Genomic DNA, 15,833 nt, shown 5'->3' with positions numbered 1-15,833 from the left:
TTTATTTATCATCCGGATTTTGATTAAATTTTCGCACCATCGATTTCAACAAAGCCGCGCGTTCGGCTTTCTTGGTTTTTTCCCTATCTTGCGCTTTGTGAAGCTTATCGTTGTAGGCTTTGATGTTTTTGGCGTTTTTTCGACTCATGGGTCAAAAATATAAAATTATCTTAAAATAAAAGTTTGGCATCAATATTGAACGGCTCAAAATATCATCAACCATTTAAATTATTATGTTATGAAAAAAATTACCCTTGTTTTAGCTTTTATCGGGATGATAGCGCTACAAAGTTGTACAGTGAATGAAGACAATGGAAACGGTATAGATAACGACACCATAGGTGAAGTTTTTGAATATACTAATGTGAACTTTTTACCGAATAGTTATACAGTGGTGTTGAATTTTCCGCATACTATTTATAGTTCTGATATGGTGTTAGTTTACCGATTATCGGATGTTTTTCAAGGAGAAGATGTTTGGAAGTTATTGCCTGAAACTTACTATTTTAATGATGGTACTTTAGACTATCGTTATGATTTTAACTTCACAAGATTTGATGCAGAAGTATATTTAGAAGGATTTGATTTGGCAGGATTGTCTCCAGCAGTCAGACTGAATCAAGTTTTAAGAGTGGTTGTAATACCGGCTTTTCAAGCCAATAAAGTGGCTTCCAAAAAAGTAGATTTCAATGATTATAATGCTGTAATCAATGCTTATAATATTGATGAAAGTAAAATCATCAAGATTCAACAATAATGTAACTTAATTAAATAAAAAAACCATCCTAAACCGGATGGTTTTTTTATGTTGACCAGGTATCTTTGAGAAACATCAATCGAAGTTACTTCGGCATTATGCCATATTCTCAACATTAGCTTCAGCCAATTTAGCGTAAGTACCGTTGACTAATTTTTCGCGTATAGCTTCAAAAGCTGATAGCGTTTCGTTGATATCTGCTAAAGTATGCGAAGCTGTTGGAATCATACGCAACAAGATAATGCCTTTCGGGATTACCGGATACACTACAATCGACAAGAAAATACCGTAGTTTTCTCTTAAGTCGTTTACCATCACCATGGCTTCCGGAATGGAACCTTCTAAGTAAACCGGAGTTACACAAGTGTTGGTGTCGCCTATGTTGAAACCTCTTTCTTTTAACCCGTTTTGCAACGCATTTACGTTTTCCCAAAGTTTGTCTTTCAAGCCCGGATTGTCTCTCAACAATTGCAATCTTTTCAAAGCACCAACAGTTTGTATCATTGGCAAAGCTTTGGCGAACATTTGAGAACGTAAGTTGTATTTCAAATAATCAATAACGTCTTTATCACCTGCTAAGAAAGCGCCGATACTGGCCATAGACTTTGCAAAAGTGGAGAAATAAACATCAATACCGTCTTGACAACCTTGTTCTTCTCCGGCGCCGGCGCCTGTTTTACCCAGTGTTCCGAAACCATGAGCGTCGTCGACTAACAAACGAAAATTGTATTTCTTTTTCATTTCCACAATTTCTTTCAACTTTCCTTGTTGGCCGCGCATTCCGAATACGCCTTCGGTGATAAATAAGATTCCACCTCCGGTTTCCAAAGCCATTTTGGTTGCACGTTGCAAGTTTTTCTCCATGCTTTCCAAATCGTTGTGCTTATAGGTAAAACGTTTACCCATGTGTAAGCGCACACCATCGATAATACAAGCGTGAGCATCAACGTCGTAAACGATAATATCATTTTTGGTTACCAAAGCGTCGATAGCTGACATTATCCCTTGGTATCCAAAATTCAATAAGTAAGCCGCTTCTTTTTGTACAAAAGCAGCTAATTCTCTTTCTAGTTGTTCGTGAGCATCGGTGTGTCCACTCATCATACGCGCGCCCATTGGGTAAGCAGCACCGTATTGTGCAGCAGCATCGGCATCAGCTTTGCGTACTTCAGGATGATTAGCTAATCCGAGATAGTCGTTCAAACTCCAATTCAAAATGTCCTTGCCGTGGAATTTCATTCTCGGCCCTAATTCACCTTCTAATTTTGGAAATACATAGTAACCTTCTGCTTGTGAAGCCCATTTTCCTAACGGACCTTTATTGTTTTGTATTCTTTCGAATAAATCTTTTACCATCGTAAATGTATTTAAAAACGAGGCAAAAGTAGGCATAAATTTAGTTTACTCCTAATCCTAACAGGGGTAAATTTTGAACCGTTTATTGTTAAAAAGCCAAATATTATTTAGCTTACCAATAATTTTACAATTTCGAATAAAGTGTCTTTGTCGACAGGTTTCGATAAATATTTGTTCATGCCTATTTCGATTACACGGGTTTTGGTACTTTCCATCACATCGGCGGTTAGGGCTATAATTGGAATTTCTTTTTTATGTTCACCGGCTTCTCCGTTTCGAATGGCAATAGTGGCTTCGTAACCATCCATCACAGGCATTTGTAGATCCATCAGGATAATGTCATAATGATTTTCTGTTAATTTTTTCAAGCCTTCTTCACCATTATTGGCAAATTCAACCGTAGTGTTACGCCATTTTTTGGTAATCATTTTAATTACCATTTGGTTCATAGCATTGTCTTCTACCACTAATATGGATTTCCCTTCTAAATCATATTCTAATTCGTTGCCGGGTAATGCTACTTTTTTAGTGATTTTTACATTTTCATAGGTCAGTTGAATTTCGCAAACCGTTCCCAAGTCGACTGTACTGTCTATCTTAATTTGTCCTTGATGTAAATTCACCAAATGCTTAACGATGTAGAGTCCGAGACCCAATCCGCCAAACTTTCTTTTGTTATTGATCCCTTCTTGTGAGAAAGAATCGTAAATACTGTGAATTTTTTCTTTGGAAATGCCTACACCGGTGTCACTAACAGTAAACAAGAAGTTGGTTTTATTGTCTTTTTCTTTTCGGGCTTCCAATTTGAATTTGACAAAGCCTTCATGGGTAAATTTCAAAGCATTACTTAATACATTGTGCAAGATTTGATTTAATCTTGCGACGTCGCCGTTCACCATTTCCGGCAAATCATCTCCTTTTTGGAAAGAGAAATCGAGGCCTTTATCGGCTGCTTCTCGGGCGAAATTATTGGCAATGTGTTCTGTGGTTTTAACCAAATCAAAATGCGCTAATTCTAATTTGATTTCATTTTTTTCGATTTTAGAAAAGTCCAAAATGTCATTGATAGAACTTAACAAGCTGTGTGTAGAATACTTGATTATTTGGCTGCCGTTTTGAACTTGCTCGTCTGGGCTGTCTTTAGCCATAGATTTGGCGGTGTTCAAGATCGCATTTAAAGGTGTTCGCAACTCGTGACTGATATTGGATAAGAAATACGACTTGAGCTCGTTCATTTCTTCAGAGCGTTGTAATGCCAAGGTTTGCAATTGCTCCCGTTCGTTTTTGAGGTTTCGGATTAAGTTGGCCATGGAAAGCGAAAGAAATATAACTTCCATTCCGGTACCCAATTTCGAGCCGTTTTCTGTCCAAAAATTAAGCGGTAATAAACTGAAATTTTTCAATATAAAAACCACAAATCCTGAGACTAAAAAGAAAATACCGGTAGCAAAAAAGCGATCTAATTTTTTGGTTTTTCTGTAAATGGCAATTTGTGAAGCAATAATCAAGCTCAACACAATTAAACCCAAGACATTGGCAATAGGATAGGAGTATTCAAAGGAATTCGGAAAGATAAAAAGGGATAAAAACAAAGTGGCATTCAGGAAATAGAGCGAATAAAACGCATACGTAATGGTTTTGTTGTATTCTTTAATTTTTAAGAAAACTTGCGCATACCTGCCTAAAAAGAAGTTGGCAATGCAAGCGAAAATGATTACTGCGTGCAGTGAAAGCCATCCGGATTGTGGTGTAATCAATTGGTAAAAATAGCCGTCAATTGAAAACTGTAACAATCCGATAAAAACCACATACAAGCTATAGTACAGAAAAGTTTTGTCGCGCATAGCAAAGAAAAAGAACAAGTATAAAATAGCGGCTATGATTAAGATACCATAGAAAAAACCAAATACAAATTGTTCAAACGAAGTAGTCTCGATTAAGGTTTCCAACGAATACAATATCATGGGCATAGACAACATTTCGCCGTCACTTTTCACATGCAAGTAAAATTGTTGGGATGTTTTGGGCTCCAATACAATTTTGAATATGGTCTTGCGATGGTCGAAACTTCTTTCATGATAGGGAATAGCATCGCCACTGCGATATTTACGCACTGTACCAAACGAGTCAATTGCGTAAAGTTCAGCCACATCGGTTATGGGTCGAGCGGTTTCAAAAAAATACACTTCTTTTTCCTTTGTGGAATTCTTAAGTTGGAATCGCACCCAAATGTGGTGAGTGGTAAAACCAAAATCAGTATTCTCGTTGGGCATCGGAATAAACTGTAAAGTTTTGGATTGTCGCACTTCTTCAAAACTGAGTGCTTGGTTTCCTAAATCAACATATTGGGCTAGTTGATGAATGGATTGTTTACCGGAATCGGTTGCTTTTTGTAACAAATACTGACTGTTGGCTAAGTTTGTGTTGAAACATAAAAAAGCCAGCAGCCACATGTATTTGAAACAATGAAAGACTGTGGTATTTCTTTTCATTGCTGGGCTTTGTTTTTTGTTTGCGATTCTATGTACGCAAAAGATTGTTTTTTGGTTTTTGGTTCACAAGTATATTTTAATAAAGTGACATTTTCATGGTTTTAATATTTTTAAAATTGATAGTGCTATAAATTAATAACTTTGGCCCATAAAAATAAATCATATGCAACTTGTTTTCGCTTCGAATAATGCCAATAAAATAAAGGAAATTCAATTATTATTACCGGAAACTATTCAGGTTTTGAGCTTAACGGATATCGGTTGCTTCGAGGAAATTCCGGAAACAGCTAATACCATTGAAGGGAATGCCATTTTAAAAGCGAATTATGTGACTGAGAAATTTGGCTATGCTTGCTTTGCTGATGATACCGGTTTGGAAGTAGCGGCTTTGAACGGTGAACCGGGCGTTTTTTCGGCTCGTTATGCCGGCGAACAAAAAGATGCTAATGACAATATGGACAAGTTGTTGGCGAATTTAAAAGGCAATACCAATCGAAAAGCACATTTTAAAACGGTGATTTGTTTGAATTGGAATGGCGAGCAACAGTTGTTTACCGGCATTATTAACGGAGAGATTACTACAGCGAAAAAAGGTACTAACGGTTTTGGTTACGACCCGATTTTTGTGGCCGATGGTTACACTCAAACTTTTGCCGAATTGTCAATGGCAGAAAAGTCAGCTATTAGTCACCGTGGTTTGGCGGTAAAGCAGTTGGTGGATTTTTTGAGTCACTGAGTAGCTGAGTAACTGAGTTTCTAAAAGAAGTAATAGGTTCTTGTTAGTCCCGATTCCTTCAGCTTTCACTTCGATCGTGTGTAGGAAACTACCGTGTAGTGCGGATAGCGAGAGCATAAGTCTAAGAAAGATAAATGTGCTGCTCCTGAAAACACTCAAATTATCCCGATTTTTGCTTAAAAACGAAGTCCAAACTCAGCTACTCAGCCACTCAGTTACTCAGCTACTTTGTTAAGTAAAAGTTAACTTATTAATTTTCAGTCATTAACAAATTAGCGTATATGGTTTTTAAAGACTACCTTTGCACCAAATTTTAAAACTTTATATGAATAAATTTGAACAATTAGGTCTGAATGAATCGTTACTGCTGGCGATCAAAGATCTAGGATTTGAGAATCCGTCAGAAGTCCAGGAAAAAGCGATTCCGGCACTATTGGAACAAAACACAGACTTGGTTGCCTTAGCGCAAACAGGAACAGGGAAAACCGCCGCTTTTGGTTTTCCGCTTATTCAAAAAATTGATGCCGAAGACAGAAGTACGCAAGCGTTAATTTTATCACCAACGCGTGAGCTATGCTTACAAATCACCAACGAGATTAAACAATACTCAAAATATGTAAAGGGTTTACATACAGTGGCAGTTTATGGTGGTGCAAGCATTACGGAACAAGCCAAAGAAGTAAAGCGTGGCGCACAAATCATTGTGGCTACACCCGGTAGAATGCAAGACATGATTAATCGTGGTCTTGTGAACATTAAAAACATCAATTATTGTATTCTTGACGAAGCCGATGAGATGTTGAACATGGGGTTTTATGAGGATATCGTTTCGATATTATCAGACACTCCGGACGACAAAAACACTTGGTTGTTTTCGGCTACCATGCCGGCAGAAGTGGCGCGTATTGCCAAGAAATTTATGGCCAATCCGGTAGAAATTACGGTTGGGCATAAAAACTCGGGTTCTAAAACCGTGTCACACGAATTTTATGTAGTCAATGCTCGTGATCGTTACGAAGCTTTGAAACGATTGGCCGATGCGAATCCGGATATTTTTTCGGTTGTATTTTGTCGCACCAAACGCGATACGCAAGCGGTAGCGGAGAAATTAATTGAAGACGGTTACAATGCAGCTGCTTTGCACGGAGATTTGTCTCAGGCGCAACGTGATGGTGTGATGAAATCGTTCCGTGGCAGACAAATTCAAATGTTAGTGGCCACAGACGTGGCAGCTCGTGGTATTGATGTTGACAACGTGACACACGTGGTGAACTACCAATTGCCGGATGAAATTGAAACCTACAACCACCGTTCAGGCCGTACCGGTCGTGCCGGAAAATTGGGAACTTCCATCGTAATTATAACTAAAAGTGAGATTCGCAAGATCCATTCGATTGAAAAAATCATCCAACAAAAGTTTGAAGAGAAGACCATCCCAAGTGGTATCGAAATCTGTGAAATCCAATTGTTGCACTTGGCAAACAAAATTAAAGACACTGAAGTTGACCACGAAATAGACAACTATTTACCGGCTATCAACGAAGTTTTAGATGGTTTAACCAAAGAGGAATTGATCAAGAAAATGGTTTCGGTTGAATTCAATCGATTTATCAATTACTACAAAAAGAAACGCGATTTATCGGGTGAGAAATCGGATAGAGGTGGTGAACCGAGAGAAATCAGAGCCGGCGATCCGGTGCGTTATTTCGTAAATATCGGTGCTCGAGACGATTTCGATTGGATGCAATTGAAAGACTTCTTGAAAGAAACTTTAGATTTAGGTCGTGATGACGTATTTAAAGTAGATGTAAAAGAAGGTTTCTCTTTCTTTAACACAGACGGAGAACATACCGATAAAGTAATGTCGATTTTGAACGGCTACGAATTAAACGGTCGTCGCATCAATGTTGAAATTTCTAAAAATGAAGGTGGTAGTCGCGACAGACGTGACCACAACGGAAGAAGTTCAGGAGGTTTCAGAGGAGACAGAAGTTCGGGAGGTGAACGCAGAAGCAGTGGTGGTTTCGGACCAAAACGTGATGGCGGTTTCCGCAGTGATAGAAATTCTGACCGACCAAGAAGAGAAGGCGGACGCAGAGAACCGGGTTCGTTTCAAAGAGAAGACAGAGCACCAAGACGTTCAGAAAGTAATGACAGACCGGCAGGACGCTCTTTTGAAGCTGCTAAAAACCGCAAGTCAAGAAGAAGCTAAACTATTTTGCTATTGAATAGACAACTCCGTTTTACACAGGTAAAACGGAGTTTTTTTATTCCCAAAGTCATTTGAAAAAGTTGCGGTGAAAATCGTTTTTTTAGAGGTGCTCTTTTCATTTTGTTAATTTTCTTCTAATTCTCAGACCAAACAGTCTGTTTTCTTAAAAGAGTTTCATACTTTTAAACCATCAAAAACAGCTATGAAATATTTTTTACTTTCTATTCTTTTTTTACTTGCCTTTACCACTTCGGCTCAGGTGAATCCTACGCCACAAAAGGTTTCCGGTACTATTGTAAACGACAATAGCTTGTTGCCGATTCCCAATGCCAACATCATTAACATCAACAAAGTAAAAGGCGTAACCACCAATGCCAGTGGTTATTTTGAGATGGAAGTCAGCGTTAGCGATACCTTGCATATTTCTATCTTAGGTTATAGCTCATTGCGTGTTCGTGTTACGAATGACTGGCTTAAAAATGGTACGGCCAAAATTTTAATGACCGAAAAAGCCATTGCTTTGGAAGAAGTGATAGTACGAAAATACGATTTGACCGGTTATTTGGAAATCGATTCCAAGCTCATCCCTGAAAAAGAAAATTACCGTTACAGTATTTCAGGATTGCCTCAAGCTTATGAAGCCGGAGAAAGTTCACCAAATGCCTTTACAAGAGTTTTAGGTTCTATTTTCAATCCGGCTGATATGTTGTATAATTTTTTTGGTAATAAACCCAAAGAACTCAAGAAGTTGAAGGCCATGAAGAAAGATGATACGGTTCGTAATTTATTGGAATCAAAATTCGATCGAGAGACCATTGCCGTACTTTTGGGTGTAGATAAAAAAGAGATAGCCGAAATATTACAACGTTGTAACTATTCCGAATCTTTTATACAAACAGCCAACGATTTGCAAATCATGGATGCCATTAGCGCTTGTTATGAAGAATACAAAGTGCTTTCCAAAAAACACGAAAAATACATTAAGGAATAGTTATCTTTCCGAGTAGTAGCGTTCCTCTATACGCTTGATATCTTTGATAGAATTTTTAGCCCAAAGCAAACGTTTTTCCAGTATTTCTTCGGCGGATAGTTTCCAATTTACATCAGATTGTCGTAGCCGAGTGGTAATGTCCTGAATGATGATAGCCGCTGAAACGGAAATGTTCAAACTCTCTGTAAAACCTACCATTGGAATTTTCAGACAACCGTCGGCTTGTTCGATTACTTCAGGAGATAAACCCTGTTTTTCTGTCCCGAAAAAAACGGCACTTTTTTTAGTGATATCAAATTCATGTAAATAACAAGAATCATTGTGCGGCGTTGTGGCAATGATTTGATAACCTTTGTTGCGAAGGGAATCAATACAATTTTGCATCGAATTGAAACGGTTGATATCGACCCATTTTTGAGCACCCATGGCAATTTCGGTATCGATTCTTTTGCCGAATTTTTGTTCCACAACATTTAATTCTTGTATGCCGAAAACTTCACAACTTCGCATTACTGCACTGGTATTGTGCAGCTGATAAACATCTTCCATTGCGATGGTGAAATGATTGGTTCGGTTTTTTAAGACTTCTAAAAAGCGTTGTTTTCTGCTGTCGGTTAAAAAGCCTTCGAGGTAGTCCAAATAATCAAGGTCAATCATAAAATTTGTTTTGCCAAAAATAGCAAAAATGCGTAGCTTTAAAATCAAATAACCCTTCAAAATAACTTTAAAACAAGATTGTGAAAAAAAAGAAAGTAGTGGTTTTAACCGGTGCCGGTATTTCTGCCGAAAGCGGTATCAAAACCTTTCGCAATGCCGATGGTTTATGGGAAGGTCATGATGTAATGGAAGTGGCTTCCTACGACGGTTGGCTCAAAAACAAAGCGTTGGTTCTCGATTTTTATAACCAACGACGCAGACAATTGCATGAGGTAAAACCTAATCTCGGACACATAACTTTATCGGAATTAGAGAAGATTTTCGACGTTCATATCATTACCCAGAATGTCGATAATTTGCACGAACAAGCCGGTAGTACTAAGGTTTTACACTTGCATGGCGAATTGTTAAAGGTAAGAAGTGACCATCCGCATTCCTCTGAAATAATGGATTGGGACAATGATTTAGCGATTGGTGATTTGGATTCGAAAGGCATACAATTGCGACCGCACATTGTTTGGTTTGGAGAAGCTGTTCCGGCTTTGGACGAAGCCGTCAGTATAGTTGCTCAAGCGGATGTTTTAGTGGTTATCGGGACTTCGTTGCAAGTGTATCCCGCAGCCGGCTTGATGCATTACACCAAAAGCACTATTCCCGTTTTTTACATCGATCCGAGACCGGCCACGATTTATGATTTGCCTAACCCGTTGGAAGTTATTCCTTTAAATGCTACCGAAGGCGTTCCTTTGTTAAGAGATAAATTATTGCAAAAAACTCATCACTCTTGACTTATAACTTACAACTTATAACTATTTTTGCACCTTCAAACAACACACTATAACATGTCATTAACTACTTTAAATGCCATCTCTCCCATAGACGGAAGATACCGTAAAGCCACCAAGCCTTTGGCTGCTTTTTTCTCTGAAGAAGCTTTAATCAAATATAGAGTATTGGTAGAAGTTGAATATTTTATTGCATTATGCGAAAGCAATTTACCGCAATTAAAAAGTGTTCCTAAAAATAGTTTTGAAGCACTCAGAAATATCTATAAAAACTTCACTACCGAAGACGCATTAGTGATTAAAGAAACGGAAAAAACGACCAACCACGACGTTAAAGCGGTTGAATATTTTATCAAAGATAGATTTGAAACTTTAGGCTTAAGTGACTACAAAGAGTTTATTCATTTCGGATTGACTTCTCAAGATATCAACAATACGGCTATTCCATTATCTACTAAAGATGCTTTTGAAAAAGTGTATATGCCGAGTTTGATTGCCTTGATTGCCAAGTTGAAAGAATTGTGTATGGAGTGGAAAGATGTACCGATGTTGGCCAGAACGCATGGTCAACCGGCTTCACCAACGCGTTTAGGTAAAGAAATTTTGGTTTTTGTAGAGCGTTTGGAAGAGCAAATGCGTTTGTTGTTTAATATTCCTTTTGCCGCTAAATTTGGGGGTGCGACCGGAAATTTCAATGCGCATCACGTAGCTTATCCGAATGTGGATTGGAAACAATTCGGAACTTCTTTCGTAGAGGAAGTTTTAGGTTTGCAACATTCTTTTCCTACCACTCAAATTGAGCATTACGACCATTTTGCTGCCTTTTTTGATGCTTTGAAAAGAATTAATACCATCATTATCGATTTAGACAGAGACATTTGGACGTATGTCTCGATGGATTATTTCAAGCAAAAAATTAAGGCCGGAGAAATTGGTTCTTCTGCAATGCCACATAAAGTGAACCCGATTGACTTTGAAAATTCTGAAGGTAACTTAGGGATTGCCAATGCCGTATTCGAACACTTATCGGCCAAATTACCCATTTCCAGATTGCAACGCGATTTAACTGACAGTACTGTTTTAAGAAATGTGGGCGTTCCACTCGGACACACGATTATTGCTTTTGAGGCGACTTTGAAAGGCTTGAACAAGTTGTTGTTGAACGAAGCCAAATTTGCTGAAGATTTAGAGAAAAATTGGGCTGTAGTAGCCGAAGCCATTCAAACCATTTTACGTCGCGAAGGCTATCCAAATCCCTATGAAGCTTTGAAAGGGTTAACCCGAACCAATGAAGCCATGACTAAAGAATCGATACACGCTTTTATCGGAACTTTGAATGTTTCTGAGGATATTAAAGCCGAATTGTTAGCGATTACACCAAGTAATTATTTAGGGATATAATTTTCAATATTAAATATCAAAAGAAAGGCATAAGATTCAACTTATGCCTTTTTACTTTTCCCTTATTCCTGAAACTATTACCTCGAATAATTCGGTGCTTCTTTAGTAATGGTAACATTGTGCGGATGACTTTCGCCAATGCCACTGGTAGTAATGCGTACGAAACGACCGTTTTCTTGTAAAGTCGGAATGTCTTTGGCGCCACAATAACCCATTCCGGCTCGTAGTCCGCCAATAAATTGTTGCATGCTCTCGTTTAATTCGCCTTTGTAAGGAACGCGTCCAACAATACCTTCCGGTACTAATTTTTTAATATCGTCTTCCACATCTTGGAAATAACGGTCTTTCGAACCTTCTTGCATGGCTTCTACCGAACCCATGCCTCGGTATGATTTGAATTTTCTGCCTTCAAAAATGATGGTTTCTCCCGGAGATTCTTTCGTTCCGGCTAATAAGGAGCCTAACATCACACTATCGGCACCGGCAGCAATGGCTTTCGGGATATCGCCGGTGTAGCGAATACCGCCATCCGCAATCACCGGAATTCCGGTACCTCTCAAAGCTGCGGCTACTTCCAATACAGCTGAAAATTGCGGAAATCCAACACCGGCTACCACACGTGTAGTACAAATAGAACCGGGTCCGATGCCGACTTTCACCGCATCGGCTCCGTTTTCCACTAAATACAAAGCGGCTTCCGGAGTAGCAATGTTTCCAACTACTACGTCTAATTCAGGGAATTTGGCTTTCACTTCTTTTAAAACACTCACGACGCCTTTGGTATGTCCGTGAGCGGTATCTATAATTACAGCATCTACACCGGCATTTACTAAAGCAGTTGCTCTTTCAATGGCATCGGCAGTAACGCCTAAAGCGGCGGCTACTCTTAAACGACCGAATTTGTCCTTATTGGCAATGGGTTTTTGTGTGAGTTTTGTAATATCGCGGAAAGTGATTAAACCCACTAACTTGTAGTTTTCATCCACTACCGGTAATTTTTCAATCTTATTTTGTTGCAAAATGCCTTCGGCTTCTTGTAAAGTAGTTCCAACAGCAGCTGTTACTAAATTTTTTGCGGTCATTACTTCGGTAATCGAACGAGCGTTGACTTTTTCGAAGCGTAAGTCGCGATTGGTAGCAATACCTTTTAAAATTCCGTTTTCATCTACTACCGGTATACCACCGATACCAAATTCCTTCATGGCCATTTTAGCATCGCCAACGGTGGCAGTTAAAGGCAAGGTTACCGGATCGAGTATCATTCCGGCTTCTGCACGCTTTACTTTGCGTACTTTGGCCGCTTGTTGTTCGATGGTCATGTTTTTGTGTAGTACCCCAATGCCACCTTCTTGCGCCATAGCAATCGCCATAGCACTCTCGGTTACCGTGTCCATTGCTGCTGAAACAATGGGTACGTTCAAAGTAATGTTCTTTGAAAATTTCGATTGTATGCTAACTTCGCGCGGTAAAATTTCGGAGTAATTCGGAATAAGCAGTACATCGTCGTAGGTTAAACCTTCCCCAACGATTTTGGAGTTGTGTGCTTTCATGTTGCAATTTGTAGTTGTAGTTAAATTGCGAGCAAATATAGTAAAAAAACTCTAAACAAAAGCGGGTTACTCTTTCAAAAATGAAATGATAAATTCGGTCATTTCGCCTTCAACGCTTTGAATGTTTAATTGTCCTTTATTATTGATTAAAAATTGCTTGACCAATAGTAATCCAAGTCCGGTACCTTCTTCCATTGAAGTGCCTTTTTCGGAAGAAAGCCTTCTGTTGAAACTTAAAATTTCTTCAATTTTACTATGATTCAATCCGTTACCAAAGTCTTTTATGTGTATCTTTTGGTATTGGTTGTCAGCAGAATAAAAAATATCAATTTCACTATTGAGCGGTGCAAATTTAACGGCGTTGGCTATGATGTTTTGGATGATGATTCGGGTCTGACCGATATCGGCCTTGATAAAAACATCTTCACTGTTGGTATGATTGAAAACTACTTTCTTTTTGGCTACTTCTGCATAAAATGAGCTGATAGATTCCTCTGTGATTTGATTCAAGGCAATTTTTTCAAAATGGACACTGGTACCGTCTATTTGAGAATTGGCCCATTTTAAAAGGTTGTTCAAGACTAATGCGGTACCTTCAACTTGTTTTTGGAGTTGTTCAAAGACAAAAGCTTGCTCTTCTTTGGTCAAGTCATTTTGTTTGTTGAGTTCAATGACTTGGATCAGTGAATTGATAGGAGTTTTAAGGTCGTGAGACAGTATAGAGAAAATCCTGTTTTTCGTTTGATTCAATTCTTCCAAAACAATATTTTGAGAGGTAATCATTGATTGTTGGCTTTGAATCTCCCTGTTTTTAATCTCAATTTCTTTGAAGAACTTACTTCTTTGTTTGGTGTACTTATGGTAAAAGTAAAGAAAGATTGATAATGAAATCAGTAAAACAATTATACATCCTACAAATATCCTGATGTTGTTCAGTTTTTGTTGGGCTGTTTCTGCTTTGGCGGCTAATTTTTCATTTTCTGCTTCTTTCGCCTGCAATTGAAGGATGTTCACCTCTTTGATTTTTGATTCGGCGTACATTGAATCTTTGTATGCTTTATTAATCATAGCATATTGGTAAGCCGATTTGTAGTCATTTTGTCGGCTGTATATTTTTGATAAGATTTCAGACGAACGTGCAATGTCCCACTTGGCTCGAACTATTTTGGCCGCTTGATATCCTTTTAATCCATATTCCAGTGCTTCAGAATACGCTCCTTTTTTTAAATAAGCTTCTGATAATCCTGATAACGCATAAGCTTCTTCCCATAAGTTGGTTTTGCTGTTATCATTTAGAACTTTTTTGTAATAGTAAACGGTTGAGTCTAAATTGTGCTGTATATAATGAATGTTGGCTAATTTATTCATTGCCATTTGTGAATCTTCAGTGGTTTTATTTTTCAGGCAAAGTTTGAGTGCTTCTGAAAAACTCTTGTAGGCCTCATTGTATCGGTGAAGATTAGTTTGTGAAATCCCTATATTTAAAAGGTTTTTGATGATATACTTGTCATTGTTGAGTGTTCTGCAAATGCCTATAGATTTATTGAAATTTTTAAGTGCTTCGATATCTCTGGCATAACCTTGTTGGATTAAACCTTGTCCCATGAGGCATTTGGCTACACCGAAGTTGTTGTTTTGGGTTTCAAAGATTTGAGCTGCTTTGATGTAATTTTTAAGCGCTACATCGTAAGAACCAAGAATATAGTAATTGGCAGCGTATGTTATCATTACCTCCGCAATAGCATTTTTATCCTTTTTTAGCCGAGCAATACGATCCGCTTTGGTTAAATAAAATTTTGCTTTGTTGAAGTTAGAGTAGCTGTACTTTTTAGATTCTTTCAGATAATAGTCCAAAGAGTCCTTAGAATTGAAAGAGGCAAACGTCTTGTTTTGGCAGACAAACAAGCATATCAATATCGTTATCGAAAGTGAAGTGATTCGAGGCAAAGTGATTTTTTTTTATGATTTGGGACTATAAAAATACAAAAAACATTTACACAACAGCTATGTTTAGTGAAATTTACCAAATAGTTTAGAAGCTTCATTATAAGCACTTTCAAAACTCATGGGGCTGGTGTTGGTATTTTCTTTTTGAGCGGTAAAATAGGAGAGTAGTTTTTCGGTGGGCATATTCCCTGTTAAGTCGTCTTTAGCCATGGGACATCCGCCAAATCCTTGAATGGCTCCGTCAAAACGGCGACATCCGGCTTTGTATGCGGCATTTATTTTTTCATGCCACTTGTCGGGTGTGGTGTGTAAGTGAGCGCCAAATTCAATTTCTGGGTATTTCGGTATCAAATTCGAAAATAAATAGTTTATAACTTCCGGAGTTGAACTTCCTATTGTATCTGATAATGACAAGATTTTGACCCCCATTGTGGCTAATTTTTCGGTCCATTCTCCCACAATTTCCACATTCCAAGGATCGCCGTAAGGATTCCCGAAGCCCATAGATAGATAAGCTACGACTTCCTTATCAGCAGTATTGGCAATGTCTAAGATTTCTTGTAGGGTAACCAAACTTTCTGCAATGGTTTTGTGGGTGTTTCGCATTTGAAAGTTTTCAGAAATAGAAAACGGAAATCCTAAATACTGTATTTCTTTGTGTGATGAAGCCATCTGCGCGCCTTGAGTATTGGCAATAATGGCTAACAGTTTACTGGTAGTTTGTGATAAATCCAATTGGGCTAAAACTTCCGCAGTATCTTGCATTTGAGGAATGGCTTTGGGCGATACAAAACTCCCGAAATCAATGGTGTCGAAACCCACACGCAATAGTGCTTGGATATAGTTGACTTTTAATTCGGTTGGAATAAAAGGTTTGATACCTTGCATGGCATCACGTGGACATTCTATGATTTTGATGGGCTTCATATTCGTTTTCAAAGATACTAAA

At 38.3% G+C, this 15,833-nt stretch carries 13 protein-coding genes; 6 read left to right on the top strand and 7 right to left on the bottom strand.

The annotated features are described in order from the left end of the window. Position 1: 1 nt before the first annotated feature. Positions 2-148 carry a hypothetical protein gene (locus ACJG85_RS10515; protein ID WP_295333036.1) on the bottom strand — a complete coding sequence of 49 codons (147 nt, stop codon included), beginning with the start codon at positions 146-148 and terminating at the stop codon, positions 2-4. Between the two features lie 90 nt (positions 149-238). Here ACJG85_RS10515 and ACJG85_RS10510 point away from each other — a divergent pair, with 90 nt between their 5' ends. Next, the gene (locus tag ACJG85_RS10510; protein ID WP_412476373.1) at positions 239-757 is read left to right on the top strand and encodes a hypothetical protein; all 519 of its coding nucleotides are present in this window, start codon (positions 239-241) and stop codon (positions 755-757) included. Between the two features lie 96 nt (positions 758-853). Here the strand turns inward: ACJG85_RS10510 and ACJG85_RS10505 are convergent, their stop codons facing one another. Together ACJG85_RS10505 and ACJG85_RS10500 are read right to left on the bottom strand one after the other, a co-directional pair. After that, positions 854-2,113 carry an aminotransferase class I/II-fold pyridoxal phosphate-dependent enzyme gene (locus ACJG85_RS10505; RefSeq protein WP_295333091.1) on the bottom strand — a complete coding sequence of 420 codons (1,260 nt, stop codon included), beginning with the start codon at positions 2,111-2,113 and terminating at the stop codon, positions 854-856. A 107-nt stretch (positions 2,114-2,220) separates the two neighbouring features. Further along, positions 2,221-4,605 carry a hybrid sensor histidine kinase/response regulator gene (locus ACJG85_RS10500; RefSeq protein WP_412476372.1) on the bottom strand — a complete coding sequence of 795 codons (2,385 nt, stop codon included), beginning with the start codon at positions 4,603-4,605 and terminating at the stop codon, positions 2,221-2,223. A 163-nt stretch (positions 4,606-4,768) separates the two neighbouring features. Here ACJG85_RS10500 and ACJG85_RS10495 point away from each other — a divergent pair, with 163 nt between their 5' ends. The 3 genes from ACJG85_RS10495 to ACJG85_RS10485 all read left to right on the top strand — a co-directional run bounded on the left by ACJG85_RS10495 (position 4,769) and on the right by ACJG85_RS10485 (position 8,544). After that, the gene (locus tag ACJG85_RS10495) at positions 4,769-5,341 is read left to right on the top strand and encodes a non-canonical purine NTP diphosphatase (RefSeq protein ID WP_412476371.1); all 573 of its coding nucleotides are present in this window, start codon (positions 4,769-4,771) and stop codon (positions 5,339-5,341) included. A 325-nt stretch (positions 5,342-5,666) separates the two neighbouring features. Then, positions 5,667-7,553, top strand: coding sequence for a DEAD/DEAH box helicase (locus tag ACJG85_RS10490; RefSeq protein ID WP_409677780.1), 1,887 nt, complete (start codon positions 5,667-5,669; stop codon positions 7,551-7,553). A 202-nt stretch (positions 7,554-7,755) separates the two neighbouring features. Continuing rightward, on the top strand, positions 7,756-8,544 hold the full coding sequence (locus tag ACJG85_RS10485) for a carboxypeptidase-like regulatory domain-containing protein (protein WP_409677778.1): 789 nt from the start codon (positions 7,756-7,758) through the stop codon (positions 8,542-8,544). Here ACJG85_RS10485 and ACJG85_RS10480 read toward each other — a convergent pair whose 3' ends face one another. Beyond that, complete coding sequence (locus ACJG85_RS10480) at positions 8,545-9,201, bottom strand: TrmH family RNA methyltransferase (RefSeq protein WP_409677776.1); 657 nt, start codon at positions 9,199-9,201, stop codon at positions 8,545-8,547. Between the two features lie 80 nt (positions 9,202-9,281). Here ACJG85_RS10480 and ACJG85_RS10475 point away from each other — a divergent pair, with 80 nt between their 5' ends. Continuing rightward, positions 9,282-9,989, top strand: a complete 708-nt coding sequence (locus ACJG85_RS10475) for an SIR2 family NAD-dependent protein deacylase (RefSeq protein WP_412476370.1) — start codon at positions 9,282-9,284, stop codon at positions 9,987-9,989. 54 nt (positions 9,990-10,043) lie between these two features. Beyond that, the gene (gene purB / locus ACJG85_RS10470; RefSeq protein WP_412476369.1) at positions 10,044-11,387 is read left to right on the top strand and encodes an adenylosuccinate lyase; all 1,344 of its coding nucleotides are present in this window, start codon (positions 10,044-10,046) and stop codon (positions 11,385-11,387) included. Positions 11,388-11,464: 77 nt separating this feature from the next. On the opposite strand, the gene guaB is transcribed toward purB, so the two are convergent. The 3 genes from guaB to ACJG85_RS10455 all read right to left on the bottom strand — a co-directional run bounded on the left by guaB (position 11,465) and on the right by ACJG85_RS10455 (position 15,811). Beyond that, positions 11,465-12,937, bottom strand: coding sequence for an IMP dehydrogenase (gene guaB / locus ACJG85_RS10465; protein ID WP_409677770.1), 1,473 nt, complete (start codon positions 12,935-12,937; stop codon positions 11,465-11,467). Positions 12,938-13,003: 66 nt separating this feature from the next. Then, entirely contained in the window at positions 13,004-14,665 is a 1,662-nt protein-coding gene (locus ACJG85_RS10460) for a tetratricopeptide repeat-containing sensor histidine kinase (protein WP_412476368.1), read from the bottom strand. Positions 14,666-14,947: 282 nt separating this feature from the next. Further along, positions 14,948-15,811 carry a hydroxymethylglutaryl-CoA lyase gene (locus ACJG85_RS10455; RefSeq protein ID WP_409677766.1) on the bottom strand — a complete coding sequence of 288 codons (864 nt, stop codon included), beginning with the start codon at positions 15,809-15,811 and terminating at the stop codon, positions 14,948-14,950. Positions 15,812-15,833: the final 22 nt, after the last annotated feature.

Source organism: Flavobacterium mekongense, from assembly GCF_047038255.1.
Taxonomy (GTDB): Bacteria; Bacteroidota; Bacteroidia; order Flavobacteriales; family Flavobacteriaceae; genus Flavobacterium; species Flavobacterium mekongense.
This window is presented reverse-complemented; position numbering and strand designations above follow the sequence as displayed.

Coding starts and splice junctions, on each gene's coding strand:
- ACJG85_RS10515 (WP_295333036.1), bottom strand. CDS start 148: ATGAGTCGAAAAAACGCCAAAAACATCAAAGCCTACAACGATAAGCTT.
- ACJG85_RS10510 (WP_412476373.1), top strand. CDS start 239: ATGAAAAAAATTACCCTTGTTTTAGCTTTTATCGGGATGATAGCGCTA.
- ACJG85_RS10505 (WP_295333091.1), bottom strand. CDS start 2,113: ATGGTAAAAGATTTATTCGAAAGAATACAAAACAATAAAGGTCCGTTA.
- ACJG85_RS10500 (WP_412476372.1), bottom strand. CDS start 4,605: ATGAAAAGAAATACCACAGTCTTTCATTGTTTCAAATACATGTGGCTG.
- ACJG85_RS10495 (WP_412476371.1), top strand. CDS start 4,769: ATGCAACTTGTTTTCGCTTCGAATAATGCCAATAAAATAAAGGAAATT.
- ACJG85_RS10490 (WP_409677780.1), top strand. CDS start 5,667: ATGAATAAATTTGAACAATTAGGTCTGAATGAATCGTTACTGCTGGCG.
- ACJG85_RS10485 (WP_409677778.1), top strand. CDS start 7,756: ATGAAATATTTTTTACTTTCTATTCTTTTTTTACTTGCCTTTACCACT.
- ACJG85_RS10480 (WP_409677776.1), bottom strand. CDS start 9,201: ATGATTGACCTTGATTATTTGGACTACCTCGAAGGCTTTTTAACCGAC.
- purB (WP_412476369.1), top strand. CDS start 10,044: ATGTCATTAACTACTTTAAATGCCATCTCTCCCATAGACGGAAGATAC.
- guaB (WP_409677770.1), bottom strand. CDS start 12,937: ATGAAAGCACACAACTCCAAAATCGTTGGGGAAGGTTTAACCTACGAC.
- ACJG85_RS10460 (WP_412476368.1), bottom strand. CDS start 14,665: ATGATAACATACGCTGCCAATTACTATATTCTTGGTTCTTACGATGTA.
- ACJG85_RS10455 (WP_409677766.1), bottom strand. CDS start 15,811: ATGAAGCCCATCAAAATCATAGAATGTCCACGTGATGCCATGCAAGGT.